Below are 23,267 nucleotides of genomic sequence, written 5' to 3'. Positions count from 1 at the left end.
TCGTCTTACTCGGCTTCCTTCGCGGGCGGCACGGAGCCGTCGCTGTCAGCGCTGGAAAACTCTTCTCCCGGCTGCGGATTGGCATCCGCGCCGGAAGTTTGCGCCTGGTCCTGCTCGCTGACCTCGTCGGCCGACCGCGGTGCGTGCCAGCCCTTCTCCTTGGCCAGCTTCAGGCCCTCCAGGCTCGGGCCGCCCGCGCCGACGCCCTCGTCGGCGAGGCCGTCGGGGAAACCGGCGAGCGTGCGGGAGACCTGCTTGAAGGTGCAGACGCGGTCCGGGCCACGGGTCGGCCTGACCGGCTTGCCGGCGCGCAGGTCGTCGACCAGCCGGATCGCCGACTCCGGCGTCTGGTTGTCGACGAACTCCCAGTTGGCCATGACGACCGGCGCGTAGTCGCACGCCGCGTTGCACTCGACGCGCTCGAGGGTGACCTTGCCGTCCTCGGTGGTCTCGTCGTGCCCGATGCCGAGGTGCTCGGAGACCGCGTCGAAGATCAGGTCGCCGCCCATGATCGCGCAGAGCGTGTTGGTGCAGACACCGACGGTGTACTCGCCGTTGGGGTGGCGCTTGTACTGGGTGTAGAAGGTCGCCACACCGGCCACGTCGGCGTCGGTGAGGTCGAGCTTCTCGGCGCAGAAGGTGACGCCGCGGCCGGTGACGTAGCCGTCGATGCTCTGCACCAGGTGCAGCATCGGCAGCAGCGCCGAGCGCTTCACCGGGTAGCGGGCGATGATCGCGTCGGAGTCGGCGTTGAGCTGCGCCAGCTGCTGCTCGGTGTAGGGCTCCGAGCTCGGCTGCAGCGGGGTCAGCTCGTGGAACGCCGGGTCGAGGTCGCGCTCGACCTGCGGGTCTCCCACGCTGGTCGAGGAGGCCGAGCCGCTCGGCGAGGCCGTATCGAGACCCTTCTCACTGGGATGACTCATCGGTCCACACCACCCATCACGGGGTCGATGCTGGCCACGGCGACGATCACGTCGGCGACCGAGCCGCCCTCGGCGGTCGCGGCCACGGCCTGCAGGTTGTTGAAGGACGGGTCCCGGAAGTGCACCCGGTAGGGGCGGGTGCCGCCGTCGGAGACGACGTGGCAACCCATCTCGCCCTTGGGGCTCTCCACCGCGGCGTACGCCTGGCCCGGCGGGACGCGGAAGCCCTCGGTGACCAGCTTGAAGTGGTGGATGAGCGACTCCATCGACTCGCCCATGATCTCGCGGATGTGGTCGAGGCTGTTGCCCTGACCGTCCGAGCCGACGGCCAGCTGCGCCGGCCAGGCGATCTTCTTGTCCGCGACCATGACCGGGCCCGGGCCCGCGTCCAGGCGGTCGACCGCCTGCTCGACGATTTTCAGCGACTCGTGCATCTCGTCGATGCGCACCCGCAGACGCCCGTAGGCGTCGCACGTGTCGCGGGTCGGGATGTCGAAGTCGTAGGTCTCGTAACCGCAGTAGGGCTCGGCCTTGCGCAGGTCGTGCGGGAGCCCGGCCGCGCGCAGCATCGGTCCGGTGATGCCCAGCGCCATACAGCCGGAGAGGTCGAGGTAGCCGACGTCGACCGTGCGGCCCTTGAGGATCGGGTTCTCGTTGAGCAGCGCCTCGAGCTCGCCAATCCCCTTGCGCACCAACGGGATCGTCTCGCGGATCTTGTCGATCGTGCCGGCCGGGATGTCGGTCGCCACACCGCCGGGGCGGATGTAGGCGTTGTTCATCCGCAGGCCGGTGATCATCTCGAAGATCGACAGGATGCGCTCACGCTCACGGAATCCGATGGTCATGACCGTGGTCGCGCCCATCTCCATGCCGCCGGTCGCGAGCGCCACCAGGTGGGAGGCGATCCGGTTGAACTCCATCATCAGCACCCGGATGGTCTGCGCCCGCTCCGGGATCTGGTCGGTGATGCCGAGCGCCTTCTCGACCGCGAGGCAGTAGGACGCCTCGTTGAAGATCGGCATGACGTAGTCCATGCGGGTGCAGAAGGTCACGCCCTGGGTCCAGGTGCGGAACTCCATGTTCTTCTCGATGCCGGTGTGCAGGTAGCCGATGCCCGCGCGGGCCTCGGTGACCGTCTCACCGTCGAGTTCGAGGATCAGCCGGAGCACGCCGTGGGTCGACGGGTGCTGCGGCCCCATGTTGACCACGATCCGCTCCTCGTGGAGCGCGGTGGCCTCGTCGACGAGTTCGTCCCAGTCGCCGCCGACGGCGTTGAGCACCGGGGTGTCCTCGTCCACGTCGTGCGTGGTGGCGCCATACGGGTCGGACTGGGCCTGTGCCTGTGCGCTGTCGGCGCTCATGCCTTCCGTCGCGCCTCTGCCCTCGCCTGCGGGCCTCACTCGTACCTCGCTCGTGTCCTCGGCTCGGTCGGCGCTCATTTGTAAGACCTCCGGTCGTCCGCCGGCGGCACGGTGGCGCCCTTGTACTCCACCGGGATGCCGCCGAGCGGGTAGTCCTTGCGCTGCGGGTGGCCGGGCCAGTCGTCCGGCATGAGGATGCGGGTCAACGACGGGTGGCCGTCGAACTCGATCCCGAACATGTCCCAGGTCTCCCGCTCGTGCCAGTCGGCGCCGGGGTAGGTCGGGACGATCGTCGGAATGTGCGCGTCACCCTCGGGCACGGCGACCTCCACGCGAATGCGCCTGCTGCCGTTGGTGATCGAGTGGAAGTGGTAGACCGCGTGAAGCTCGCGGCCGGTCTCCTGCGGGTAGTGCACGCCCGAGACGCCCATGCAGGTCTCGAAGCGCAGCGCGGGCTCGTCGCGCAGCGCCTGGGCGACGGCGGGCAGGTGCTCGCGGGCCACGAAGAAGGTGAGTTCGCCGCGGTCGACCACGACATACTGCACGGCCGCCGCGTAGTCGCCGCCGCGCGCCTGCAGCGCGCTCTCCAGCGAGTCGGCGACCTGGTCGAAGTAGCCGCCGTAGGGGCGCGCCGCGGCACCCGGGAAGTAGACGGTGCGGTCGAGGCCGCCATAGCCGCTGGTGTCGTTGCCGAGCGAGGAGCCGAACATGCCGCGACGCTCGGCCACGCGCACGGGCGCGCCCGGCTCGGCCTGGCGGGCGAGTTCGCCGGCGCCGACGGCGTCGGTGGTGGTCGCCTCGGCGGCCGGCTGGTCAGGCTTGCTGCTGTCGTCAGTCATCAGGCCAGCAGCCCCTTCATCTGGTGGGTCGGGGTGGCGGTCAGAGCAGCCTGCTCGGCCGCGCGGGCCGCCTCGACGCGATTGACGCCGAGCTTGCCGCCCTGGATCTGCTTGTGCAGCTCGAGGATCGAGTTGAGCAGCATCTCCGGCCGCGGCGGACACCCGGGCAGATAGATGTCGACCGGTATGACGTGGTCGACCCCCTGGACGATCGCGTAGTTGTTGAACATGCCGCCGGAGCTGGCACACACACCCATCGAGATGACCCACTTGGGCTCGGGCATCTGGTCGTAGACCTGGCGGACGACCGGGGCCATCTTCTGGCTCACCCGGCCGGCGACGATCATCAGGTCGGCCTGCCGCGGGGTGGCGCTGAAGCGCTCCATGCCGAAGCGGGCGATGTCGTAGTCGGGGGTGCCGACGGCCATCATCTCGATGGCGCAGCAGGCCAGACCGAACGTCGCGGGCCAGACCGAGCTCTTGCGCATGTAGCCGGCGACCTGCTCGACGGTGGTCAGCAGGAAGCCCGCGGGGAGCTTCTCCTCGATTCCCATTCTGCGATTACCTCAATCCCACTCGAGGCCGCCGCGGCGCCATACGAATGCGTAGGCGACGAAGACGGTCAGCACGAAGAGCACCATCTCGATCAGCGCGAACAGGCCGAGACGGTCGAACGACACCGCGAACGGGTAGAGGAACACCGACTCGATGTCGAAGATGATGAACAGCATCGCCGTCAGGTAGTACTTGATCGGCACGCGGCCGCCGCCCTCGGGCTGCGGGCTCGGCTGGATGCCGCACTCGTAGGCGTCGACCTTGGCGCGGTTGTAGCGCTTGGGTCCCGCGAGGGATCCGGCGCCCACCACCGAGAAGATGGCGAACGCCGCGCCGATGCCTGCGAAGAACAGCAGCGGTGCGTAGGAATAGTCCATCGCCTATGACTCCTTCCGAGCGTCTTTGCTCACGGTGCCGCTCATGCCGCGGGCACCATCCTCGACAGGACCGCCATGACGCGGTCGTCGAGTTTGCCGCCGTGCTCGTCGCCGAGGTTGGCCATCACCTTCAGCAGCATCTGCATCATCGTCTTGCGCGGCAACCCGTAGCGCACCGCGAATTTCATCACCTCGGGGTGACCGATCAGCTGCGCGAAGAGCCGGCCGACGGTGAAGTAGCCGCCCAGGGCGTCCTTCATCACCTTCGGGTAGGACTGCAGCACGCGCTCGCGACCGGCGTCGTCGGTGCGGCCGAACGCCTGCGCGATGACCTCGGCGGCCAGGCGGCCGGACTCCATCGCGTAGGCGATGCCCTCACCGTTGAACGGGTTGACCATGCCGCCCGCGTCACCGACGAGCAGCAGGCCGTCGGCATAGTGCGGCTGGCGGTTGAAGCCCATCGGCAGGGCCGCGCCGCGGATCGGGCCGGTGATGGTCTCGTCGTTGAAGGTCCACTCCTCCGGCATCGTCGCGACCCACTGACGCATGACGTCCTTGTAGTCGGTCTTGCCGAAGGCACTGGAGGTGTTGAGGATTCCGAGGCCGAGGTTGCTCGTGCCGTCACCCACACCGAAGATCCAGCCGTAGCCGGGCAGCAGGACCCGCTTGCCCTGCTTGTCCTTGGACCACAGCTCCAGCCACGACTCCAGATAGTCGTCGTCGGTGCGCGGGCTGGTGTAGTAGGCCCGCACCGCGACGCCCATCGGGCGGTCGTCGCGCTTGTCGCGGCCCATCGCGAGCGACAGCCGCGAAGAGTTGCCGTCGGCGGCGATCACCAGCGGCGCCCGGAAGGTCAGCTGCTTGCCGGTGGGGCGGTCGTTCTGCCCCATCTCCTTGGCCTCGACACCGATGATCGCGCCGGTCTTGTCGTCCCGGATCGCGCCGCCGACGTTGACGCCCTCACGCAGGCGCGCGCCGTGCTTGACCGCATGCTTGGCGAGGATGTCGTCGAAGTCCTGCCGGGTGCGCACCAGGCCGTATGGCGGGAAGCTCGCCACGTCGGGCCAGTCGAGCTGCAGCCGCATGCCGCCGCCGATGATGCGCAGCCCCTTGTTCTTGATCCAGCCGTCGTCCTCCGGCGTCGGGATGCCGAGCGTGATCAGCTCGCGCACCGCGCGCGGGGTGAGACCGTCGCCGCACACCTTCTCGCGGGGGAAGTGCGTCTTCTCGAGCAACAGCACGTCGAGGCCGGCCATCGCGAGGTAGGCGGCGGTTGCGGATCCACCGGGGCCGGCGCCGACGACGATGACGTCGGCGCTCTCGTCCGGGGCAGGGATAACGCCGGGGAGGCTCACGGGGTGAATCTTTCTACCTTGTGAAGACGTTCACTAACCCATGCACTGTATTCCCAGCGGCCGATCCGGACCTACTTAGGCGAGCCTAACCGCTTGGGGCGGGGGCTGCCTGCGCTTTCCTGCGCTTCGTGCGTAGCCCGCGACCGTCGCGACTTCTGCACGCCCCCGGGCCGATCCGCGTGCGCACCCCGCGACCGTCGCGACTTCTGCACGCCCCCAGGCCGATCCGCGTGCGCACCCCGCGCCCGTCGCGACTTCTGCACGCCCCCGGCGCGAGCGGCTGCGATCAGCCGAAGTGCCGCCGCCACCCGTCACCGATTCGCAGCCGTACGCCGGACGCGAGCTGGACGGCATCGACGATCCGTCCCAGAACGGCGAGCGGGTCGGCATACATCGAGGTCGAAGTGATCACGATGAAGCGCCAGCCGATCGCCTCCACTTCCTCGCGACGCAGTATGTCGGCTTCCCATTGCTGCTCGCGCTCGATGTGGTGCCGACCGTCGAACTCGAACGCGAGCTTCAGCTTCGGATAGCTCATGTCGATTTCGCGCCACCGCGCGCCGATGCGCACGACGTGATTGACGACCGGCTCCGGGAAACCGGCACTGACCATCAGCAGACGGAGTCGCGACTCGTTGGGAGAGTCGACCCTGGCGCGCACGAAGTGGGCGACCTCGCGAGCCTTCGCCGCACCGGTCGAATGCTTGTCGGCGACGAAGTCGATGAGTTGGGCCGGCGTGACCCGCGCACGGCGCACCAGCGAATCACCCAGGATCAGCAAGTCGATGAACTCGAGATGGGCGGCCAGATCAAGGAAGGTCTGGCGCGGGCTGGTCACCGCAATTCCCTTGACCATCAACAGTTCCGGCGCATGCGTGTAGAAGTGAAACCGCACCCCGCGATGCTCGGTGTGCCGGCGTTTACGAGTGCCGAGGTGTATGTCGGAGGCCATCGGCGTCACCGCTCCCCAGAGCGATGCGGCGGTGTGATGCGAAGCAAACCGCGCGGCGGGCAAGGTCGCGAGCAGGTAACGAACCCGCTGGCCGAGAGTGGGCGCTGAGCCGACCCGCCAATAGCTGCCGCGTATCAGCTGGCGATAGTCGGGCCCGGCGAGTTGCCGGCGGCTCACTCCGGCGCGCTCGGCCTGCGCGGTGGTGAAGATCACGCCGAGTTTGCGGGGCGCGGGTGATGGGAGAGCTGACATCCCGCAACCGTGGCAGGAACTCGCGATTCGCGGCGCCGGTTATCCACAGGCAGCCGCCGGTTCGGCGGCCGACTCGGCGTGCACAGCCCGCGACCGTCGCGACTTCTGCACGCCCTCGGGCCGTTCCGCGTCCACAGCCCGCAACCGTCGCGACTTCTGCACGCCCCCAGGCCCATCCGGGTGCACACCCCGCAACCGTCGCGACTTCTGCACGCCCCCAGGCCCATCCGGGTGCACACCCCGCAACCGTCGCGACTTCTGCACGGCCCTAGCCCGATCCGCGTGCACACGCCGCAACCGTCGCGACTTCTGCACGCCCCCCGGCGCCGGGCTCAGCCCAGGCTGCGCGGCTTGGTCGCGCGGTGGAGCGCGACGATGCCGCCGGTGAGGTTGCGCCACTCGACCTTGCCCCACCCGGCGTCCTGGAGGCGGGTCGCCATACCGGCCTGGTCGGGCCACGCCTGGATCGATTCGGCAAGGTAGACGTAGGACTCGGCGTTGGAGCCGACCCGGCGGGCGATCTTGGGCAGCGCCGACATCAGGTATTCGCTGTAAACCTTGCGGAACGCCGGGTTGGTCGGCGTCGAGAACTCGCAGATGACGAGCGTGCCGCCCGGCTTGGTGACCCGGCGGAACTCGCGCAACGCCTCGTCGGTGTCGTGCACGTTGCGCAGCCCGAAGGACATCGTCACGGTGTCGAAAACGCCGTCCTCGAAAGGCAATTGGGTCGCATCGGCCGCGGTGAAGGCGAGGTCGGGGCGGCGCCGCTTGCCCTTGCGCAGCATGCCGAGCGAGAAGTCGGCCGGCACGACGTGCGCGCCCATCGCGTCGAACGGTTCGCTGCTGGTGCCGGTGCCCGCGGCGATGTCGAGGATTACGTCGCCGGGCTTCGGCGCGACCGCCTCGACGACCTGCTTGCGCCACCGCCGGTCCTGCCCCAGCGACAGCACGTCGTTGGTGACGTCGTAACGCTCCGCGACGTCGTCGAACATGCGGGCAACATCGGCGGGCTGCTTGTCGAGGCTGGCACGGTTCATACGCGTCATCTTGTCGTATGACGCAGCGCCCGCGCACGGACGGCACTCGCCGCACGGCGAAGGACACCGGCGTAAGGTGACCGCTCGTGACCATGCCCCTGCCTGCCTCGCACCCGGCGCTGGTGGTGCGCTCGACCCGCATCGCCGACCCCGGCGACCTGGTGTCGGTCATTCCCGCGGGCGCCGACTCCCCCGTCAGCTGGCTGCGCGACGGCGACGGCTTCGTCGGCTGGGGCGTCGCGGCGAGCATTCGCACGGCGGGCACCGCCCGCTTCGCCGAGGCCGAGCAGTGGTGGCGCGACGTGGTCGGATCGGCCGTCGTCCGGTCCGAGGTCGACCTGCCCGGGTCCGGACTGGTCGCGGTGGGCTCGTTCGCCTTCTCGGCGGCCTCGGCCGCGGGCGGGGTGCTGCACGTGCCGGCGATCGTGGTCGGTCGCCGCAACGGCGTCGCCTGGGTGACGAGCATCAGCAGCGCGCCCGATCTCGGCGGTGCCCCCGTCATACATCCTGCTGAGAAGCCTTTGGCACCAGTGCTTTCCGACTCCCGTGACGGTGCGCTGACCGGCGCCGAGTGGGCGCAGGCCGTCGGTGCCGCGGTGCGGCGCGTCCAGTCCGGGGCGCTCGACAAGGTGGTGATGGCGCGTGACGTCGTCGTCACCGCGGAGGGCCCGATCGATCCGCGGCACCTGCTGGCGCGGCTCACCTCGGCATACGCCAACACCTGGACCTACAGCGTCGACGGCCTCGTCGGCGCGACCCCCGAGATGCTGCTGCGCCGCGAGAAGGGCCTGGTCACCTCGCGCATCCTCGCCGGCACCATCCGCCGCACCGGCGACGACGAGCACGACCTGGCACTCGCCGCGTCGCTGGCGCGGTCGAGCAAGGACCTCGAGGAGCACGAATACGCCGTGCGGTCGGTGGCCGACGCGCTGTCGCCACACTGCTCGTCGATGAACGTGCCGGAGTCGCCGTTCGTGCTGCACCTGCCCAACGTCATGCACCTGGCGACCGACGTCGCCGGCGTCCTGCGCGAGGACGTCTCGTCACTGACGCTCGCCGCGTCGCTGCACCCGTCCGCCGCGGTGTGCGGCACGCCGACCCTCGCCGCGCGTGACCTGATCGGCGAGCTCGAGCAGATGGACCGTGGCCGCTATGCCGGACCGGTCGGCTGGCTCGACGCGTCCGGCGACGGCGAGTGGGGCATCGCCCTTCGCTGCGGGCACCTCGAAAAGCCCTCGCAGATCAGGCTTTTCGCCGGCTGCGGCATCGTCGCGGGCTCGCAGCCCGACGCCGAGCTCACCGAGTCGGAGGCGAAGCTCGTGCCGATGCGGCACGCGCTCGCCGACGACTGACCTGGCCGCTCCGGAGCGTCAGGCGCTCGGCTGCGGCCCGTCGTAACCCTCGACGATGATGATGTCGGCGTCCGCCGCCTTCTCGCGATACTCCCGCGCAGCCTGGTATGCCGCAGAGTTGTAACAGTCGAGCGCTGCGCGATACGAAGGGAATTCGATCACGACGTTGCGCGGCCGGGAGTCGCCCTCGACCGCTTCGTACGGCCCACCGCGCACCAGCAGCTTTCCGCCGTACGCCGCATAGGCGGCGGTCGCCGCGGAGGCATACTGCAGGTAGGCGTTCTCGTCGTTGACCTGCACTCGTGCGATCCAGTAACCCGATGCCGCCATCAGCTCACAGCCTTTCCTCGGACGATCCGTTGTCAGAGTTCATTACAACAGCACACTGAGCGCCCGGGGCAGCACCTCGACGGTCGCCGGCAGTTGCTGGATCGGCTCGCCGTCGCCGTAGGCCTCGACGCCTTCCGCCTCGATGCGCACCACCCGGCCGCGGGCGACGGTGACCTCGGGGTTCTTCAGGTGGGTACCGCGATAGAGCTGCGGCATCGCGGTCACGAACTTCAGCCGGTTGCCGGCCCCGACCATGATCACGTCGAGCAGTCCGTCGTGCACGTCCGCATCGGGCGCGATGTGCATGCCCTTGCCGTAGAAGCCCGAATTGGCAGCAATCGCAGTGAATCCGCGATATTCGAAGACGTCGTCGTCGACGGTGACGCGGTAGTGCCGCGGCGGGAACTTGAACAGGCCGCGCACCGACGACACCTGATACTGCAGCGTCGCCGGCAGCTTCCGCGGCGCGGTGTTGACCAGGTGGGACACCAGGGAGTCGATGCCGGCATACACGCTGCCGACGACGACCCGGTTGCCGAGCCGGATCGCGTCGACGCCGGTCGGAGCACCCGCGAGCGCCAATCGTGTTGCGTCATGGGTGTTTTCAGGGATCCCGAGCTGGCGCGCGAAGTCGTTGCCGCGCCCGCTGGGCACGATCCCGAAAGTTACGTCGTGCTCGATCAACGGCGCCGCGAGCGACCCGAGGAAGCCGTCGCCCCCGACGGTCACGCAGGTCTCGCCGGCCGCCTTGGTGTCGCGCACCAGGCCGTCCGCTGCTTCGATCCCCGGCGAGAAGGTGATGCGCACGGTGGCGCCGGCGTCGCCGAGGTCGGCCGCGACCTGGCGAGCCAGGTGGACCGCCTTGCCGCCACCGGAGAGCGGATTGGCCAGGACATGAAAGGACCGGGAGGACCTAGAGGTCGGGGAGGTCCGGGCCGTGGTCATCGGGCCTCCGCAGGACGACGGGCACTTCGTGGTGCGCTCATGGGATCAGGACTCCTGGGTTGAGGACGCCCTCAGGATCCAGCGTCTCCTTGACCGCGCGCAGCACCGCCACGCCGGTGTCGCCGATCTCGTCGGCCAGCCACGGCTTGTGGTCGCGGCCGACCGCGTGGTGGTGGGTGATCGTGCCGCCGTGCTGCGAGATCGCGTCGCCGGCAACCTGCTTCACCGGCACCCATTGCGCTGGCGGGTCGTCGGTCTCGCGCATCGCGACGGTGAAGTAGAGCGACGCACCTGCTGGGTAAACGTGCGAAATGTGACACAAAACAATGGGATCCACGCCTTGCCCCTTCGCTGCCGCGTCGATCGCGGCCCGCACGGCGTCATACAGTCGCGGGAGGTTGGCCCAGGTGGTCGCGGTCTCGAGCGTCTCGACCAGCACCCCCTCGTCGAGCAGCGTGTCGCGCAGGTATGGCGCGTCGAAGCGCCCCTCCGCCCAGGCGTCGCCGCCCTTCTCGCCGACGAGCGTGCCGCCGAGCCCGGTCAGCGTCTCACCGGCCTCCGCCCGCATCCGTGCCACCCGCTGCTCGGTGCCCTCGTAGCCGCAGACCAGCTGGCAGCCGCCGTCGGCGTTGAGTCCGATGGCGCTGGGGTCGCTGAGGTTGATGGCTGTCTCGGTCTCGTCCGAGAGCCGCAGCACTGTCGGGTTGATGCGGTCCTGCACCAGCGTGCGCATCGCGGTCGCGCCCTCGGCGAACGACGCGAAGCGCCACGTCTCGTAGGCCTTGGCCTGCGGCACCGGCCGCACCATGACCGTGACGTCGGTGATCACCCCGAAGGCACCCTCTGACCCCAGCACCAGCTGCCGCAGGTCCGGGCCGGCGGCGCTGGCCGGCGACCGGCCGATGTGCCAGGTGCCCGACGGTGTCGCAATGGTCAGTGCAACGACCATTGCGTCGAATCTGCCGTAACCGGAGGACGATTGGCCGCTGGAACGGGTTGCCGCGAAGCCGCCGACGCTGGCGTATTCGAACGACTGCGGGAAGTGACCGAGGGTGTATCCCTCGGCTGCGAGCGCTTTCTCGACCTCCGGACCGAGCATGCCCGCCTGCAGCGTGGCGGTCCGCGAGATCTCGTCGAGCTCGACGACCCGGTCGAGCCGTCGCAGGTCCAGCGCGATCACCGCGGCGTATGACGCGCCGTCCGGCGCGAGACCGCCGACCACCGACGTGCCGCCGCCGAACGGCACCACCGCGATGTGCTCGCGCTCGCTGACGCGCAGCACCTCGACGATCTCGTCAACGCTCCCTGGCCGGATCACCGCATCGGGCGCGGCCGAGAAGTCGCCGGCGCGGGCGGCCAGCAGATCCGGGGTGGACTTGCCGCGGGTGTGCTCGACGCGCGCGGTGTCGTCGGTGGCGACCTGCTCCGGAGTGACCGCCGCGGCATACGCCTGCTGGTGTGCGGGGGTCAGGCGCGAGGCGGGCAGTCGCACGTCGGCGCGATCGACCGCCGGACGCGGGGTCACCTCACCGAAGGCGAACGCCATGAGCTCGCCGGCGTTGTCGGGCAGGGCGGCGGTGCGGTGCGGATCTCCCCAGCGGGACCAGTGCATGGTGACTTCCTCGATCGAACGGCGGGTTCTCGGGCTCCGGTGTTACAGTGTGACACATGTCGACGATCCGTAACAGCCCGATCGAGGACGACGACCTCCTCGACGCCGCGCGCGCCTGCCTGCTGGCGGTCGGCTGGCGCCGGACGACGATGACCGACGTCGCGCGCAAGGCCGGCGTCTCCCGGATGAGCGTCTACCGGCGCTGGCCGGACATGTCGGCGCTCACCGCCGACCTGATGGTGCGCGAGTGGTCGACCATCGGTTATCGGCTCGCCGCGCGCGACGGCATGCGCCTCGACGCGTCCGGCATCGCCCGCACCGTCGCCGCCGCGGCCCGGGAGGTGCACGAGGGCGAGCTGTTCCGCAAGATCGTCGACGTCGACCCGGAGTTGCTGCTGCCCTACCTGCTGGTCCGCCGCGGCCGCACCCAGACCACGCTGCTGGAGTCACTGGCCACCGGCATCACGGCCGCGCAGGAAGCCGGCTCGGTCCGCTCCGGCGAGCCCGAACTCTTCGCCCGCTCAGTGCTTTTGATGACCTACGGCTTCGTCTTCTCGGTGCCCACGATGTCCGACGAGGACATCGACGAGACCGACCTCTTCGGCCAGCTCGCGATCGCCGTCGAGAACTACCTGCGATGAACACCGCGCTCAACGCGGCCCGCCGCGCCCGCGAACTCGTCGAAGCCACCGACGGCCGGGTCGCCGACCTGCTGGTCGTCGGACTCGGCGTGACCGGTGCCGGCGTCGCCCTCGACGCCGCGAGCCGGGGCCTCGACGTGGTCGCGATCGACGCGCACGACCTCGCCTTCGGCACGTCGCGGTGGAGCTCCAAGCTCGCGCACGGCGGGCTGCGCTACCTCGCCTCCGGACAGGTCGGCATCGCGCACGAGAGCGCGGTCGAGCGCGGCATCCTGATGACGCGCACCGCGCCGCACCTGGTGCGGGCGATGCCGTGGGTGGTGCCGCACTTCGCCGGCGGATCGCGCCGGGACCGGGCCGCGACGTTCGCCGGCTTCCTCGCCGGGGACGCCCTGCGAGCCGCGGCGCGCACCCCGCGCGCGGTGCTGCCGCGGCCCCGGCGACTCGGCCGCACCGAAACCCTCGCGTTCGCGTCGGGCGTGCAGGACCACGGGCTGACCGGTGCGGCGCTCGGCTGGGACGGGCAACTGGTCGACGACGCGCGGCTCGTGGTGGCCATCGCGCGGACCGCCGCCGGTCACGGCGCGCGGGTGCTCACTCGGGTGCGTGCCGTCTCCGCCACCGGCGACGGCGCGCGGGTGCGTGACGAGCTGACCGGCTCCGAGCACGACATCCCGGCGCGTGCCGTCGTCAACGCGACCGGCGTCTGGGCCGACTCGCTCGCACCCGACATCCGGCTCCGCCCGTCGCGCGGCACCCATCTGGTGGTGCGGTCCGCGGCGCTCGGATCGATGAATTGCATTGTCAATGCCCCGGTTCCAGGCCACTTCGGCCGCTTCGTCTTCAGCCTCCCGCAACTGGACGGCACCACCTACATAGGGCTCACCGACGAGCCGGCCGCGCCGCCGGTCCCCGACGTGCCGCAGTCGTCCGAGCAGGAGGTCGCCTTGCTCCTCGACACCATCAACACCGCGCTCCGGCGGCCCCTCTCCCGGGCAGATGTGATCGGCACCTACGCCGGGCTCCGGCCGCTGCTGTCCGCCGAGGGCTCGACCGCCGACCTGTCCCGCAAACACGCGGTGCTGACCGGGTCGAGCGGGATGATCACCGTCGTCGGCGGCAAACTCACCACCTACCGCCGTATGGCGCAGGACGCGGTCGACGCCGCAGTCCGCCGGAGCAGCCTCACCGCCGGGCCCTGCGTGACCGCGAAAACAGCTCTCGTCGGCGCAGATCCGGCTGGTCCCGTCAACGGCGAGCTCCCCGACCGGCTGGTCCGCCGTTACGGCGCCGAGGCGGCCGAGGTGCTGTCTGCCGACCCGGCCCGCAACCTCCCGATCGGCGACACGGTGCCGACCACGCCCGCCGAGCTGGACTTCGCACTCAGTCACGAGGGCGCTCTCGACGTCGACGACCTGCTCGACCGGCGCACCCGGGTAGGCCTGGTGCCCGCGGACCGGGCGCTCGCCGAACCCGTTGCGGCAGAAGCGCTTTCGGCGGTCAGATCAGAGGGCTGAGCCGGGCGCGACTCCCGTCATACAGCGAGGAACTGGGCCCAGCCACCGGTCGGCTTGCTGCCGTAGGGCAGGCTGCGCAGCTTGGCCAGCACGGCCGGGTCCTGCTCCTCCACCCAGTCGATCAGCTGCCGGAAGGACACGATCCGCGCGTCCGGATAATCGACGATCTTGCGCATGACCTGCTCGACGGCTGTCATGTAGATGCCACCGTTCCAGCCCTCGAAGTGGTTGCCGATGATCAGCGGCGCCCGGTTGAAGTCGTAGGCGCGCAGGAAGCCGGCCAGGTAGGTGTCGACCGCCTCCTGCTGCCACTTCGGCCGCATCGACGGCTTGCCACGGGTGCCGCCGGACTGGTTGTACATGATGTTGTAGTCCATCGAGATCACCTGGCCGGAGTGCCCGGCGAACGGGATCGACTGCATGGACACGTCCCAGAGATTGCGGTCCCTGCCGGGCCACATCTGGATGCCGGTCTTGCTGGTGTCGTAGCGCCAGCCCAGCTGCGAGGCCGCCACCCGCAGGTTGTCCGCACCCTCCAGGCACGGCGTGCGGCCGCCGACGAGCTCCTTGTCGTAGTCGAACGGCAGCGGCGGCAGGTCGGTGAAGCCGGTGTTGGTCCGCCAGTTCTTCACGAACGACTTCGCCTGCTCGATCTCGCTGCGCCACTCGGCCGGCGACCATTCGCTGACGCCGCCCCGGCCGCAGAAGTGGCCGTTGAAATGAGTGCCGATCTCGTGCCCCTCGAGCCACGCCTTGCCGATGTTGTCGATGGTGGCGTGGATGTCGCGGTCGTCGAGGTAGCCGATGTCGGAGGCGCCGACCTGGTGCCGCGGCGGCCGGTAGAGGTCCTTCTTGGCGGCCGGCAGCAGGAACAGCCCGGAGAGGAAGAGCGTCATCGACGCCTTGGTCTCCTTGGCCACCTCACGGAAGTGGGACAGCAGGTTGAGCCCGGCGACCTCGCCGGCGCCGTCCCAGGAGATCACCACGAACTGCGGCGGCGCCTGTCCCGGCTCCAACTTCTCCGCCGTCGGCTGGTGGGGCTGCGGCCCGGTGTCCGAGGTCGATCCGTCCCCGATGAGCCGGGCCTTCGGTGGGGCCGAGCTGGAGGTGCTGCCGACCGGACGGGCGCTCGTCGGCGGAGCCGTGGTCGGGTTCTTCAGGGTGCCGCACGCGGCCAATGCGGCCGTCGCGCTGATCGTTGCCCCTGTTGCGATGGCCGTGCGCCTGTCCACCTGTGCCATGACTTCCCCGAATAGTCGACTGACGGCCTCCCCGTTGTGACCGTCTTCATCCACCATGACAAACCGCCGGGCGCGCACCAACGATCGCGACAGGCGTTTTCCCGATCGTTCCTCCACCGTTACCTGACGCTCGTATGACGGGACGCCCCGGTTTGACGGCGTTCGTAGAATCGAGGGGTAGCCAAGGGTCCCGCGTGGCTGGTGGAGGGAAGCCGCGCACCGCATCGCGCTACCCCCGAAAGGCGTCCGACCCCCGTGTCACCCGCTGCGTCATACCGCCACCTGTTCGGCCTGACCGGACCCACCTACATCCTCGTCGCCTTCCTCGCCCGACTGCCGCTCGCGATGAGCCAGATGGGCGTGCTGCTGCTCGTCGCGCACACCACCGGAAGTTTCGGCGCGGGCGGTGCCTGCGCCGGCGCGCTCGCCATCGCCAACGCGATCGGTGCCCCGGTGCTGGGCGCGGCGTCCGACCGGTTCGGGCAGCGCCCGGTCGTCCTCGTGCAGTCGTGGGCGAGCGCGGTCGGCCTGGCGCTGGTCGTGGTGGCCGCCGAGACCGGCATCGCGTGGGGCTGGGCGGCGGCCGCGTCGGCGTTCGCGGGACTGACGATGCCGCAGGCGGGTCCGCTCGCCCGGGTGCGCTGGCGGCCGATCATCGGCGCCCGCAGCCGCGGCGCCCAGTCCGGCCGGCTCATCGACACCGCCTTCTCCTACGAAGGCTCGGCCGACGAGGCGTCGTTCGTGCTCGGCCCGGCCATCGTCGGCACCATCGCGGCGCTGCTCGAGCCGGGCGTCGGCATCGGCACCGCCGCCGTGCTGCTGGTCGTCTTCGGCACCTGGTTCGCGGTGCACCCGACCGCCCGGCTGCGCACCGCGAGCGCGCACACCGCCGCGGCCGGACGGCTGCTGACCCCCGCGCTCGCGGTGCTCGCGCTCGCGCAGTTCGTGATCGGCAACGTCTTCGGCTCGGTGCAGACCGGCACGACCGTCATCGCGACCGCCGCCGGGCACGAAGGCCTCGCCGGTCTGGTGCAGGCGCTGCTCGGCGTGGGTAGCGTCGTCGCCGGCATCAGTATGGCGGCGCTGCCCACCCGGATCGGCTACGTCACCCGGTGGCGGGTGACCGCGGTCGGGCTGTTCGTGCTCGCCACTCCGCTGCTGCTCATCCACTCGCTCGCGGCGCTCGCCCCCGCGCTGGTGCTGCTCGGGTGCTGCGTTGCGCCATACATGATCACGACGTTCACGCTCGGTGAGCAGCTCACGCCGCCGTCCCGCACCGGCGCCGCGATGACGTTGCTGGCCGCGGCCACCGGGCTCGGCTATGCCGTGGGTGCCGCACTGGCCGGCCGGCTGGCCGACCTCGGCGGGGAGACGCCGGCGTTCGCGGTGACGGTCACCGCCGGAGCCCTCGCCGCCGTGCTGGCGGCCGTCGCCGGGCGGCTGCTGCTCGACGCCCACGCCGCGAGGGTCGCTCCCGCAGCGGCGATGCCGGCGGGCGAACACGCCTGACCCGGCGGCTGCGATTAGGGTTTGCCCCATGGCGACCTCGAAAAGCGTTCCCGCCCTCAACCTCGCGTCCGCTGCCCTCGCCGGAGCGGTGACGCTGGTGCGTCCAGCCCGGTTCCCGCGCTGGGCCCGGCGTGGACTGGTCTGGGCCAACACCGCCGGCACCGCCGGATCGGTCTTCCTGACCGTCCGCAACCGGGACGACCTGCCGCCCGAGCACCCGCTGCACCGCGCGGTGTCGTCGAGCGACCTCATCGCGGCCGCGACCGGCGGCCTCATGCTCGTCACGTCGGGCATCGGCCTGAAGGCCGACGACAAGATCGAGCAGTTCCTCGTCAAGCGCGGCTTCAAGCACCCGCGGGTGTGGATGGCGGTCGGCGTCGTGGGCGTGGTCTTCCTCGCCAAGACGCTGCAGGACGCCGGCAGCAAGAAGGCCGAGGCGATGCGCGAGCAGTTCAAGAGCGCCGAGCAGGACGAGAAGACGGCGATCGGCAAGACCGACGCCACGATCAACCGGAACATCGCCGACGGCACCCGGTGAGCGCGATCGACTTCGCCGATGTGCAGGCGGCAGCGTCGCGCATCGCCGGAGTCGCCCACCGCACACCCGTCGTCACCTCGCGCCGGCTCGATGACGAGCTCGGCATCGAGCTGCACCTGAAGTGCGAGAACCTCCAGCGGATGGGCGCGTTCAAGTTCCGCGGCGCCTACAACCGGCTGGCCCAGCTGTCACCCGACGAGCGTCGCGCCGGCGTCGTCGCGTTCTCGTCGGGCAATCACGCCCAGGCGGTCGCGCTGGCCGCGGGGCTGCTCGGCATACCCGCGACGATCGTCATGCCGACGGACGCCCCGCAGATCAAGTTGGTGGCGACCAGAGGGTATGGCGCCACGATCGTGCCCTATGACCGCCGCACCGAGGATCGCGCCGCGATCGCCGCGGACCTCGCCGAGCGCGAGAGCCGCACGGTGGTGCCGCCGTTCGACGACCCGGCGATCATGGCCGGGCAGGGCACCGCGGCACTGGAGCTGATGCAGGAGGTCGCCGACCTCGACGCGGTGATCGCACCGCTCGGCGGCGGCGGACTGCTCTCCGGCACGGCGGTCGCGGTGCACGGAATGCGCTCTGCAACAAGGGTTTTCGGCGCAGAACCGGCCGCGGGCAACGACGGCAAACGGTCCTTCGACAGCGGTGAGATCGTCACGATCGACGTGCCGGAGACGCTCGCTGACGGGGCCCAGACGACCGCACTCGGCGCGCTGACCTTCCCGATCATCCGGGAGCAGGTCGAGGACATCGTGCTCGCGACGGACGACGAGCTGGCGGCCGGCATGCGCAGCCTCGCGCACACCTGCAAGCTGGTGGTGGAGCCGACCGGTGCACTCGCCTACGCGGCGGCCCGTGTCCTCGCGCCGACGATGCCGGGCGCGCGGGTCGGCGTCATCCTCTCGGGCGGGAACGTCGACCTGGACCGGTTCGCGCGGTTGGTCGCCGACGCCGGCTGACGCGGGGCGATCGGGCGCTACCGCGCGCGATCACGCGGCTCAGGCACGCAGGTGGTGCCAGACGAGCACCATCACCGAGCACAGGAAGATCACCGACCCGAGCACGGCGAACGGCTTACCGACCGCGGCGATGCGGCGGGCGACCTCCGGTGGGGCGCCGAGTTCGACGAGCCGCCGCTCGGGCGTGCGGCGCAGGTTCTTGACGTTGAACGACGGCTGCGCGAGCGCGGTCGCGAACGGCACGTAGAACGCGATCACCGCGAGCGCGAGCGGGATGCGCACCCAGAACAGCCGGTGCGCGTCCTCGGCCCAGAGGCCGACGCCCAGCACCACGATCGCGAGCACGGCTGCGACCGTCTGGCTGAGCACCGTCGCCCGCACTCCGCGGCCGGGGTTGCCGCGCGCGGCGGCCACGAGGCGCCGCAGGTGCCCCTCCTGGGTCCGGCGCCGAGCCCACCACACCCAGCACACGCCCGCCGCGACCAGCGCGATCAGAACCGTTGCCCGCACGGGCACGAACCCTACGCGAACACCCGATAATCGCCGTATGACGACTCACGCCTCGATCGAACCGGTGGACGCGCTGCGCCGGATCGCCTTCCTGCTGGAGCGATCCCGGGCCGGCACCTACCGGGTCAAGGCGTTCCGGCAGGCCGCGGACACCGTGCTGCGCACCCCCGCCGACGAGCTGCGCCGCCTCGCCGACACCGGCACCCTCGACCAGCTGCCGGGCATCGGCAAGTCGACCGAGGCGGTGGTCGCGGAGGCGCTCGCGGGGAAACGCCCGGCATACCTGGTCAGCCTGGAGGACAAGTCGCCCGAGCGGCTCGTCGAGGGCGGCGAGAAGTACCGCGCTGCGCTCAAGGGCGATCTGCACTGCCACTCCGACTGGAGCGACGGAGGGTCGCCGATCCCCGAGATGGTCGCGACCGCAATGGAACTCGGCCACGACTACATCGCGCTCACCGATCACTCCCCCAGCCTGCGGGTCGCGAATGGATTGTCCGCCGAACGCCTGGGCAAACAGCTGCGGCTCATCGACAAGATGAACGAGCAGCTGACCGATTTCCGGCTGCTCAAGGGCATCGAGGTCGACATCCTCGACGAGGGCGCGCTCGACCAGGACCCGAAGCTGCTGGACCGCCTCGACATCCGGGTCGCGTCGGTGCACTCGAAGCTGAAGATGCCGTCGGCGCCGATGACGCGGCGGATGGTCGCCGCGATCGGCGACCCGCGCACCAACATCCTCGGTCACTGCACCGGCCGGATGATCGACGGCGAACGCCGTGGCAAGAAGTTGCGCCGGGAGCAGTCGGCCTTCGACGCTGCGGCGGTCTTCGCGGCCTGCGTGGAGCACGACGTCGCCGTCGAGATCAACTCCCGGCCCGAGCGCTGCGACCCGCCCGACGAGCTGATCGAGCAGGCGATGGCCGCCGGCTGCTTGTTCTCGATCGACAGCGATGCGCACGCGCCGGGGCAGCTGGATTTCGTCGAATACGGCTGCGAGCGCGCGCAGCGACTCGGCGTACCACTGGAGCGGATCGTCGACACCTGGCCGCTCGATCGCCTGCTGGAGTGGGCGAAGAAGGGGTGAGGCCGCCGCCGTTTTGGTGGTTCGCGCTTCCCTCCCCTATAGTCATCTAGTCCTCGTCACCAGCCGAGGCGGCTTGATGCTGAGGACTGGGTCGCAGGACAAGGTCCCCATCGTCTAGCGGCCTAGGACCCCGCCCTTTCACGGCGGTAGCACGGGTTCGAATCCCGTTGGGGATACGCATCGTTCGCGATGATGCAGTATGGCCGCAAGGCCCCGTAGCGCAGTTGGTTAGCGCGCCGCCCTGTCACGGCGGAGGTCGCGGGTTCGAGTCCCGTCGGGGTCGCCATCCCTTCCCTGGGAATCAAGTCCATAGGGCTCAAGGCCAGATAGCTCAGTTGGTAGAGCGAGCGACTGAAAATCGCTAGGTCGGCGGTTCGACCCCGTCTCTGGCCACCACCGGTCGCTTCGGCCGCGCACGAAACGGACTCGCCTTCGGGCGGGTCCGTTTTCTTTCCCGTCAGCTCCTCTGGTGCCGGGTGTCTCCCGGCGTCCGATGCCGTATGACGAAGCTCACCCCAGCCCGCCGCGGGTCGCCTCCACCGCGGCCTGCACCCGGTTGGTCGCGCCGAGCTTCTGCTGCGCCGCCGTGAGGTGCGTCTTGACCGTGGCCTCCCCGAGATAGAGCTCCCTGGCGATCTCGGGGTTGCTCAACCCCTTGACCAAGAGGCGGACCACTGCGAGTTCGCGGTCGGTGAGGGTCGCGAGCGCCGCCCGCGCCCGCTGCCGGTCCTGGTCGTTGCTCGCCTGCACCTGCTGGAACACCTGGCGGATGCTCTGCGGCGAGAGCGCGCCGGCGCCACCGGCTACGTTGCGGATGGCATCGATGATCTCGGTCGCGGCGGCGGTCTTGAGCAGGAAGCCGGACGCGCCCGCCCCGATGGCCCGCATCACGACGTCGTCGGCGTCGAAAGTGGTGAGCACGATGACCTTCGGCGGGTTGGCGAGGGCACGCAGCGCACCGGTCGCGGCGATGCCGTCGAGCCGTTGCATCCGCACGTCGAGCAGCACCACGTCCGGGAAATGCTGTTGCACGGCGGGCACCGCTCGGTCGCCGTCGTCGACCGACCCGACCACCTCGATGTCCGGTGCGCTCGACAGGATCAGCTCCAGGCCCTGGCAGACCAGCGCGTCGTCGTCGACCAGCAGCACCCGGATCGGGCGCTCCTCCTGCTCACTCATTGCCGGCCCCTCTCCATTCCCACGGCAACCGCACCAGCGTGCGGAAGGCACCCTCGTCGTCGATCCACACCCACGACTCGCCGCCCGCCTGCTGCACCCGCTCGTGCACCCCGGTCAGGCCGTTGCCCGGGCGCACCCGGCGGTCGCTCGGGTCCGCGGCCCGGTTGGCGGTGCTGATCTCGACGCCGCGCTCGGGCCCGGCGTCGATCTGCAACCGCACGGGCACCCCGGGCGCGTGCCGGCGGGCGTTGGTGAGCAGCTCCTGGGTGATCCGGTAAGCGCTGCGACCGACCCGGTCGTCGAGCGTCGCCGACTGGTCGATGAAGACCGACGCCGCGACCGGGCTGCCCGCGGCGAGCGACTCGTCGATCAGCGACGGGAGCTCGCGCAGGGTCGGCACGGTCTCGCTGACGTCCGGGTCCTCGGGGCGACGCAGCACCGCGAGCAGCGAGCGCAGGTCGTTCATCGACTCCTGGGCGCCCTGCCGCACCAGCGACGCGCTCTTGGCCAGCTTCGGGTCGTCGGCCACGAGCTCGAGCCCGGCGGCGTGCAACGACAGCAGCGACAACCGGTGACCGAGCACGTCGTGCACCTCGCGGGCGATGCGCTCACGCTCGGTCTGCCGCGCGAGCTCCTCACCGAGCGCGTGCAGCTTGGTCTCGCTGCGAGTTTCGTGGGCACGGCTGACGCTGAGGTCGCGACGGCTGCGCACCAGCAGCGCCAGGCCGACGGTGACGGCGACGAAGAGCAACGCCACCAATCCGACCAGCCACCAAGGGAATTGCGCGCCGTCGCGCACTGACACGAGGCCGCGCAGCCACGACGACACCTGGGTGCCGCGGGTGTCGCGCCACGTCGCGGCGACCTCGGCGGCCACGGCGGCCGCGATGCAGCCCCACAGCCAGGGACCGGTCACCGCGAGCGCCACGGCATACAGGGCGAAGAGCGGGGTCAGCCCGTCGAGCGGGAGCACGATCGTGAGCGCGCTGATGCCGAGGCTGATCCACACCGGCCGGCGGTGCCGCCAGATCAGCAGCACCGCGAGGCAGATGCCCAGCAATCCGACCGCGAGGAACACCCCGTCGATCTGCGTCTGGTCGGCCAGCCGCTGGTCGGTGACACCGTCGTGACGGTATTGCGCGAATGCGGCCGCCATGACCTGCGCGCTCATCGCCACCACGACGATCAGCACGGTGCACAGCACCGCCAGCGGGCGGCGGGAACGCCACCAGGAGGCGGTCGGTGCGGTGGTCATGGCGGCACTCTAGAGCCGACGGCCGACGCCGCGGCTCCCCCGATCGGAGCCGGCCTGCTCCCCCGATCGGCGGAGGTATGACGAGCCGGTCGCGGGAGGTGCGGCGCCGGGCGCGGACGGCCTACTGGGGCACGACAACAACACCCCGAGCAAGGAGCACCGTCATGAGCAACCACAACGGCCAGGACCCGAACTTCTCCCAGCAGTGGGGCGGGCAGCCGCCGCAGGGCGGCCCGTACCCGCCGGTCCCGCCCGGCCCGGCGCCCAGGAAGCGCAGCTGGTTCGCGCGGCACAAGATCCTCACCGGCCTGCTCGCGCTGGTCGCCTTCATCGTCGTGGTCAGCGTGGCGAGCCAGGGCGGCAAGAGCTCCGGCGACGCCGCGGCCTCCGACACCGCCACCGCGCAGGGGGCCGGCGCCCAGTCGACCACGACCGAGCCGACCGACAGCGCGGCCCCCGAGAGCGAGCCCACCACGACGAGTGCGCCGAAGGACCAGGGCAAGGACGAGGGCAAAGGCAAGCCCGGCGTCGGCACCGCGGTGAAGTCCGGAGACCTGCAGTTCACCGTCACCAAGGTGGTTCGCGACCAGGCGAGCGTCGGTCAGGACTTCCTGGCCCAGAAGGCGCAGGGCAGGTTCACCCTCGTCTATGTCACGGTCCGCAACGTCGGCAAGGAGTCGCAGACGCTGCTGGACTCTGACCAGAAGATCAAGGACGCCGACAGCAAGACCTACTCGCCGGACACGACGGCGCAGATCGCGTTGAACCCCGACAACAACCTGTTCCTCGAGCAGATCAACCCCGGCAACGCGGTCGACGGAGTGCTCGTCTACGACATGCCGGCCAGCGTGCGGGCGACCGCGATCGACTTCAAGGGCGGCGGCCTGTTCGACGACGCCGAGACCGTGCAGTTGCGCTGAGCGGACGTGCTCAGACTCGCC

23 protein-coding genes and 3 tRNA genes are annotated in these 23,267 nt (G+C 70.3%); 11 read left to right on the top strand and 15 right to left on the bottom strand.

What is annotated here, in order from left to right; genetic code table 11:
• Window positions 1-5: 5 nt before the first annotated feature.
• The 8 genes from nuoE to HJ588_RS06215 all read right to left on the bottom strand — a co-directional run bounded on the left by nuoE (window position 6) and on the right by HJ588_RS06215 (window position 7,651).
• A complete protein-coding gene (gene nuoE, locus HJ588_RS06250; RefSeq protein WP_171153113.1) occupies window positions 6-923 on the bottom strand; it encodes an NADH-quinone oxidoreductase subunit NuoE in 918 nt (305 codons plus the stop codon).
• Window positions 920-2,284 carry an NADH-quinone oxidoreductase subunit D gene (locus HJ588_RS06245; protein ID WP_171153111.1) on the bottom strand — a complete coding sequence of 455 codons (1,365 nt, stop codon included), beginning with the start codon at window positions 2,282-2,284 and terminating at the stop codon, window positions 920-922. Before HJ588_RS06245 ends, nuoE begins: the two co-directional genes overlap by 4 nt.
• A gap of 74 nt (window positions 2,285-2,358) precedes the next feature.
• Window positions 2,359-3,123, bottom strand: coding sequence for an NADH-quinone oxidoreductase subunit C (locus HJ588_RS06240; protein WP_171153109.1), 765 nt, complete (start codon window positions 3,121-3,123; stop codon window positions 2,359-2,361).
• Complete coding sequence (locus tag HJ588_RS06235) at window positions 3,123-3,677, bottom strand: NuoB/complex I 20 kDa subunit family protein (RefSeq protein WP_171153107.1); 555 nt, start codon at window positions 3,675-3,677, stop codon at window positions 3,123-3,125. Before HJ588_RS06235 ends, HJ588_RS06240 begins: the two co-directional genes overlap by 1 nt.
• A 12-nt stretch (window positions 3,678-3,689) precedes the next feature.
• Window positions 3,690-4,055 carry an NADH-quinone oxidoreductase subunit A gene (locus HJ588_RS06230; protein WP_171153106.1) on the bottom strand — a complete coding sequence of 122 codons (366 nt, stop codon included), beginning with the start codon at window positions 4,053-4,055 and terminating at the stop codon, window positions 3,690-3,692.
• Between the two features lie 41 nt (window positions 4,056-4,096).
• A complete protein-coding gene (locus tag HJ588_RS06225; protein WP_343036616.1) occupies window positions 4,097-5,410 on the bottom strand; it encodes a geranylgeranyl reductase family protein in 1,314 nt (437 codons plus the stop codon).
• 286 nt (window positions 5,411-5,696) lie between these two features.
• Window positions 5,697-6,575, bottom strand: a complete 879-nt coding sequence (locus tag HJ588_RS06220; protein ID WP_171153104.1) for a hypothetical protein — start codon at window positions 6,573-6,575, stop codon at window positions 5,697-5,699.
• A 371-nt stretch (window positions 6,576-6,946) separates the two neighbouring features.
• Window positions 6,947-7,651 carry a demethylmenaquinone methyltransferase gene (locus HJ588_RS06215; RefSeq protein WP_171153102.1) on the bottom strand — a complete coding sequence of 235 codons (705 nt, stop codon included), beginning with the start codon at window positions 7,649-7,651 and terminating at the stop codon, window positions 6,947-6,949.
• Between the two features lie 92 nt (window positions 7,652-7,743).
• On the opposite strand from HJ588_RS06215, the gene HJ588_RS06210 reads away from it, so the two are divergent.
• Window positions 7,744-9,003, top strand: coding sequence for an isochorismate synthase (locus tag HJ588_RS06210; protein ID WP_171155456.1), 1,260 nt, complete (start codon window positions 7,744-7,746; stop codon window positions 9,001-9,003).
• 18 nt (window positions 9,004-9,021) lie between these two features.
• Here HJ588_RS06210 and HJ588_RS06205 read toward each other — a convergent pair whose 3' ends face one another.
• Genes HJ588_RS06205 through HJ588_RS06195 form a run of 3 tightly spaced genes read right to left on the bottom strand, consistent with a single transcriptional unit; the run spans window position 9,022 to window position 11,890 of the window.
• A complete protein-coding gene (locus tag HJ588_RS06205) occupies window positions 9,022-9,333 on the bottom strand; it encodes a DUF1330 domain-containing protein (RefSeq protein WP_171153100.1) in 312 nt (103 codons plus the stop codon).
• Between the two features lie 42 nt (window positions 9,334-9,375).
• On the bottom strand, window positions 9,376-10,278 hold the full coding sequence (locus tag HJ588_RS06200; RefSeq protein ID WP_171153098.1) for a diacylglycerol/lipid kinase family protein: 903 nt from the start codon (window positions 10,276-10,278) through the stop codon (window positions 9,376-9,378).
• Between the two features lie 37 nt (window positions 10,279-10,315).
• Complete coding sequence (locus tag HJ588_RS06195) at window positions 10,316-11,890, bottom strand: FAD-binding oxidoreductase (RefSeq protein WP_171153096.1); 1,575 nt, start codon at window positions 11,888-11,890, stop codon at window positions 10,316-10,318.
• A gap of 56 nt (window positions 11,891-11,946) precedes the next feature.
• On the opposite strand from HJ588_RS06195, the gene HJ588_RS06190 reads away from it, so the two are divergent.
• Both HJ588_RS06190 and HJ588_RS06185 read left to right on the top strand, forming a co-directional pair.
• The gene (locus HJ588_RS06190; protein WP_171153094.1) at window positions 11,947-12,531 is read left to right on the top strand and encodes a TetR/AcrR family transcriptional regulator; all 585 of its coding nucleotides are present in this window, start codon (window positions 11,947-11,949) and stop codon (window positions 12,529-12,531) included.
• On the top strand, window positions 12,528-14,048 hold the full coding sequence (locus HJ588_RS06185; RefSeq protein WP_171153092.1) for a glycerol-3-phosphate dehydrogenase/oxidase: 1,521 nt from the start codon (window positions 12,528-12,530) through the stop codon (window positions 14,046-14,048). Before HJ588_RS06190 ends, HJ588_RS06185 begins: the two co-directional genes overlap by 4 nt.
• A gap of 17 nt (window positions 14,049-14,065) precedes the next feature.
• Here the strand turns inward: HJ588_RS06185 and HJ588_RS06180 are convergent, their stop codons facing one another.
• Complete coding sequence (locus HJ588_RS06180) at window positions 14,066-15,289, bottom strand: polysaccharide deacetylase family protein (protein ID WP_171153090.1); 1,224 nt, start codon at window positions 15,287-15,289, stop codon at window positions 14,066-14,068.
• Window positions 15,290-15,544: 255 nt separating this feature from the next.
• On the opposite strand from HJ588_RS06180, the gene HJ588_RS06175 reads away from it, so the two are divergent.
• The 3 genes from HJ588_RS06175 to HJ588_RS06165 are packed head-to-tail and all read left to right on the top strand — an operon-like array spanning window position 15,545 to window position 18,298.
• The gene (locus tag HJ588_RS06175) at window positions 15,545-16,798 is read left to right on the top strand and encodes an MFS transporter (protein ID WP_171153088.1); all 1,254 of its coding nucleotides are present in this window, start codon (window positions 15,545-15,547) and stop codon (window positions 16,796-16,798) included.
• Window positions 16,799-16,826: 28 nt separating this feature from the next.
• Window positions 16,827-17,336, top strand: coding sequence for a hypothetical protein (locus HJ588_RS19300; RefSeq protein ID WP_171153086.1), 510 nt, complete (start codon window positions 16,827-16,829; stop codon window positions 17,334-17,336).
• On the top strand, window positions 17,333-18,298 hold the full coding sequence (locus HJ588_RS06165) for a threo-3-hydroxy-L-aspartate ammonia-lyase (RefSeq protein ID WP_171153083.1): 966 nt from the start codon (window positions 17,333-17,335) through the stop codon (window positions 18,296-18,298). The genes HJ588_RS19300 and HJ588_RS06165 overlap by 4 nt, the downstream gene beginning before the upstream one ends.
• A gap of 39 nt (window positions 18,299-18,337) precedes the next feature.
• On the opposite strand, the gene HJ588_RS06160 is transcribed toward HJ588_RS06165, so the two are convergent.
• Window positions 18,338-18,808, bottom strand: a complete 471-nt coding sequence (locus tag HJ588_RS06160) for a hypothetical protein (RefSeq protein WP_171153081.1) — start codon at window positions 18,806-18,808, stop codon at window positions 18,338-18,340.
• 37 nt (window positions 18,809-18,845) lie between these two features.
• Here HJ588_RS06160 and HJ588_RS06155 point away from each other — a divergent pair, with 37 nt between their 5' ends.
• The 4 genes from HJ588_RS06155 to HJ588_RS06140 all read left to right on the top strand — a co-directional run bounded on the left by HJ588_RS06155 (window position 18,846) and on the right by HJ588_RS06140 (window position 20,288).
• Complete coding sequence (locus HJ588_RS06155; RefSeq protein ID WP_171153079.1) at window positions 18,846-19,892, top strand: PHP domain-containing protein; 1,047 nt, start codon at window positions 18,846-18,848, stop codon at window positions 19,890-19,892.
• A 103-nt stretch (window positions 19,893-19,995) separates the two neighbouring features.
• Window positions 19,996-20,068: transfer RNA gene (locus tag HJ588_RS06150), tRNA-Glu, on the top strand.
• Window positions 20,069-20,101: 33 nt separating this feature from the next.
• Window positions 20,102-20,178, top strand: a tRNA-Asp gene (locus HJ588_RS06145).
• A 34-nt stretch (window positions 20,179-20,212) separates the two neighbouring features.
• A tRNA-Phe gene (locus tag HJ588_RS06140) sits at window positions 20,213-20,288 on the top strand.
• Window positions 20,289-20,402: 114 nt separating this feature from the next.
• Here the strand turns inward: HJ588_RS06140 and HJ588_RS06135 are convergent.
• Window positions 20,403-21,071, bottom strand: a complete 669-nt coding sequence (locus HJ588_RS06135; RefSeq protein ID WP_212755312.1) for a response regulator transcription factor — start codon at window positions 21,069-21,071, stop codon at window positions 20,403-20,405.
• Window positions 21,064-22,326, bottom strand: a complete 1,263-nt coding sequence (locus HJ588_RS06130) for a sensor histidine kinase (protein ID WP_171153076.1) — start codon at window positions 22,324-22,326, stop codon at window positions 21,064-21,066. The genes HJ588_RS06135 and HJ588_RS06130 overlap by 8 nt, the downstream gene beginning before the upstream one ends.
• A gap of 164 nt (window positions 22,327-22,490) precedes the next feature.
• On the opposite strand from HJ588_RS06130, the gene HJ588_RS06125 reads away from it, so the two are divergent.
• On the top strand, window positions 22,491-23,246 hold the full coding sequence (locus HJ588_RS06125) for a DUF4352 domain-containing protein (RefSeq protein ID WP_171153075.1): 756 nt from the start codon (window positions 22,491-22,493) through the stop codon (window positions 23,244-23,246).
• Window positions 23,247-23,267: the final 21 nt, after the last annotated feature.

This window comes from Flexivirga aerilata (assembly GCF_013002715.1).
GTDB classification, from domain to species: domain Bacteria; phylum Actinomycetota; class Actinomycetes; order Actinomycetales; family Dermatophilaceae; genus Flexivirga; species Flexivirga aerilata.
Note: the sequence above shows the minus strand (reverse complement) of the source record. Positions and strands in the feature narration are given on the sequence as shown.

Excerpts from the sequence above, each read along its gene's own strand:
- nuoE (WP_171153113.1), bottom strand. The coding sequence starts at position 923 with ATGAGTCATCCCAGTGAGAAGGGTCTCGATACGGCCTCGCCGAGCGGC.
- HJ588_RS06245 (WP_171153111.1), bottom strand. The coding sequence starts at position 2,284 with ATGAGCGCCGACAGCGCACAGGCACAGGCCCAGTCCGACCCGTATGGC.
- HJ588_RS06240 (WP_171153109.1), bottom strand. The coding sequence starts at position 3,123 with ATGACTGACGACAGCAGCAAGCCTGACCAGCCGGCCGCCGAGGCGACC.
- HJ588_RS06235 (WP_171153107.1), bottom strand. The coding sequence starts at position 3,677 with ATGGGAATCGAGGAGAAGCTCCCCGCGGGCTTCCTGCTGACCACCGTC.
- HJ588_RS06230 (WP_171153106.1), bottom strand. The coding sequence starts at position 4,055 with ATGGACTATTCCTACGCACCGCTGCTGTTCTTCGCAGGCATCGGCGCG.
- HJ588_RS06215 (WP_171153102.1), bottom strand. The coding sequence starts at position 7,651 with ATGAACCGTGCCAGCCTCGACAAGCAGCCCGCCGATGTTGCCCGCATG.
- HJ588_RS06210 (WP_171155456.1), top strand. The coding sequence starts at position 7,744 with ATGCCCCTGCCTGCCTCGCACCCGGCGCTGGTGGTGCGCTCGACCCGC.
- HJ588_RS06205 (WP_171153100.1), bottom strand. The coding sequence starts at position 9,333 with ATGGCGGCATCGGGTTACTGGATCGCACGAGTGCAGGTCAACGACGAG.
- HJ588_RS06200 (WP_171153098.1), bottom strand. The coding sequence starts at position 10,278 with ATGACCACGGCCCGGACCTCCCCGACCTCTAGGTCCTCCCGGTCCTTT.
- HJ588_RS06195 (WP_171153096.1), bottom strand. The coding sequence starts at position 11,890 with ATGCACTGGTCCCGCTGGGGAGATCCGCACCGCACCGCCGCCCTGCCC.
- HJ588_RS06190 (WP_171153094.1), top strand. The coding sequence starts at position 11,947 with ATGTCGACGATCCGTAACAGCCCGATCGAGGACGACGACCTCCTCGAC.
- HJ588_RS06185 (WP_171153092.1), top strand. The coding sequence starts at position 12,528 with ATGAACACCGCGCTCAACGCGGCCCGCCGCGCCCGCGAACTCGTCGAA.
- HJ588_RS06180 (WP_171153090.1), bottom strand. The coding sequence starts at position 15,289 with ATGGCACAGGTGGACAGGCGCACGGCCATCGCAACAGGGGCAACGATC.
- HJ588_RS19300 (WP_171153086.1), top strand. The coding sequence starts at position 16,827 with ATGGCGACCTCGAAAAGCGTTCCCGCCCTCAACCTCGCGTCCGCTGCC.
- HJ588_RS06155 (WP_171153079.1), top strand. The coding sequence starts at position 18,846 with ATGACGACTCACGCCTCGATCGAACCGGTGGACGCGCTGCGCCGGATC.
- HJ588_RS06135 (WP_212755312.1), bottom strand. The coding sequence starts at position 21,071 with ATGAGTGAGCAGGAGGAGCGCCCGATCCGGGTGCTGCTGGTCGACGAC.
- HJ588_RS06130 (WP_171153076.1), bottom strand. The coding sequence starts at position 22,326 with ATGACCACCGCACCGACCGCCTCCTGGTGGCGTTCCCGCCGCCCGCTG.
- HJ588_RS06125 (WP_171153075.1), top strand. The coding sequence starts at position 22,491 with ATGAGCAACCACAACGGCCAGGACCCGAACTTCTCCCAGCAGTGGGGC.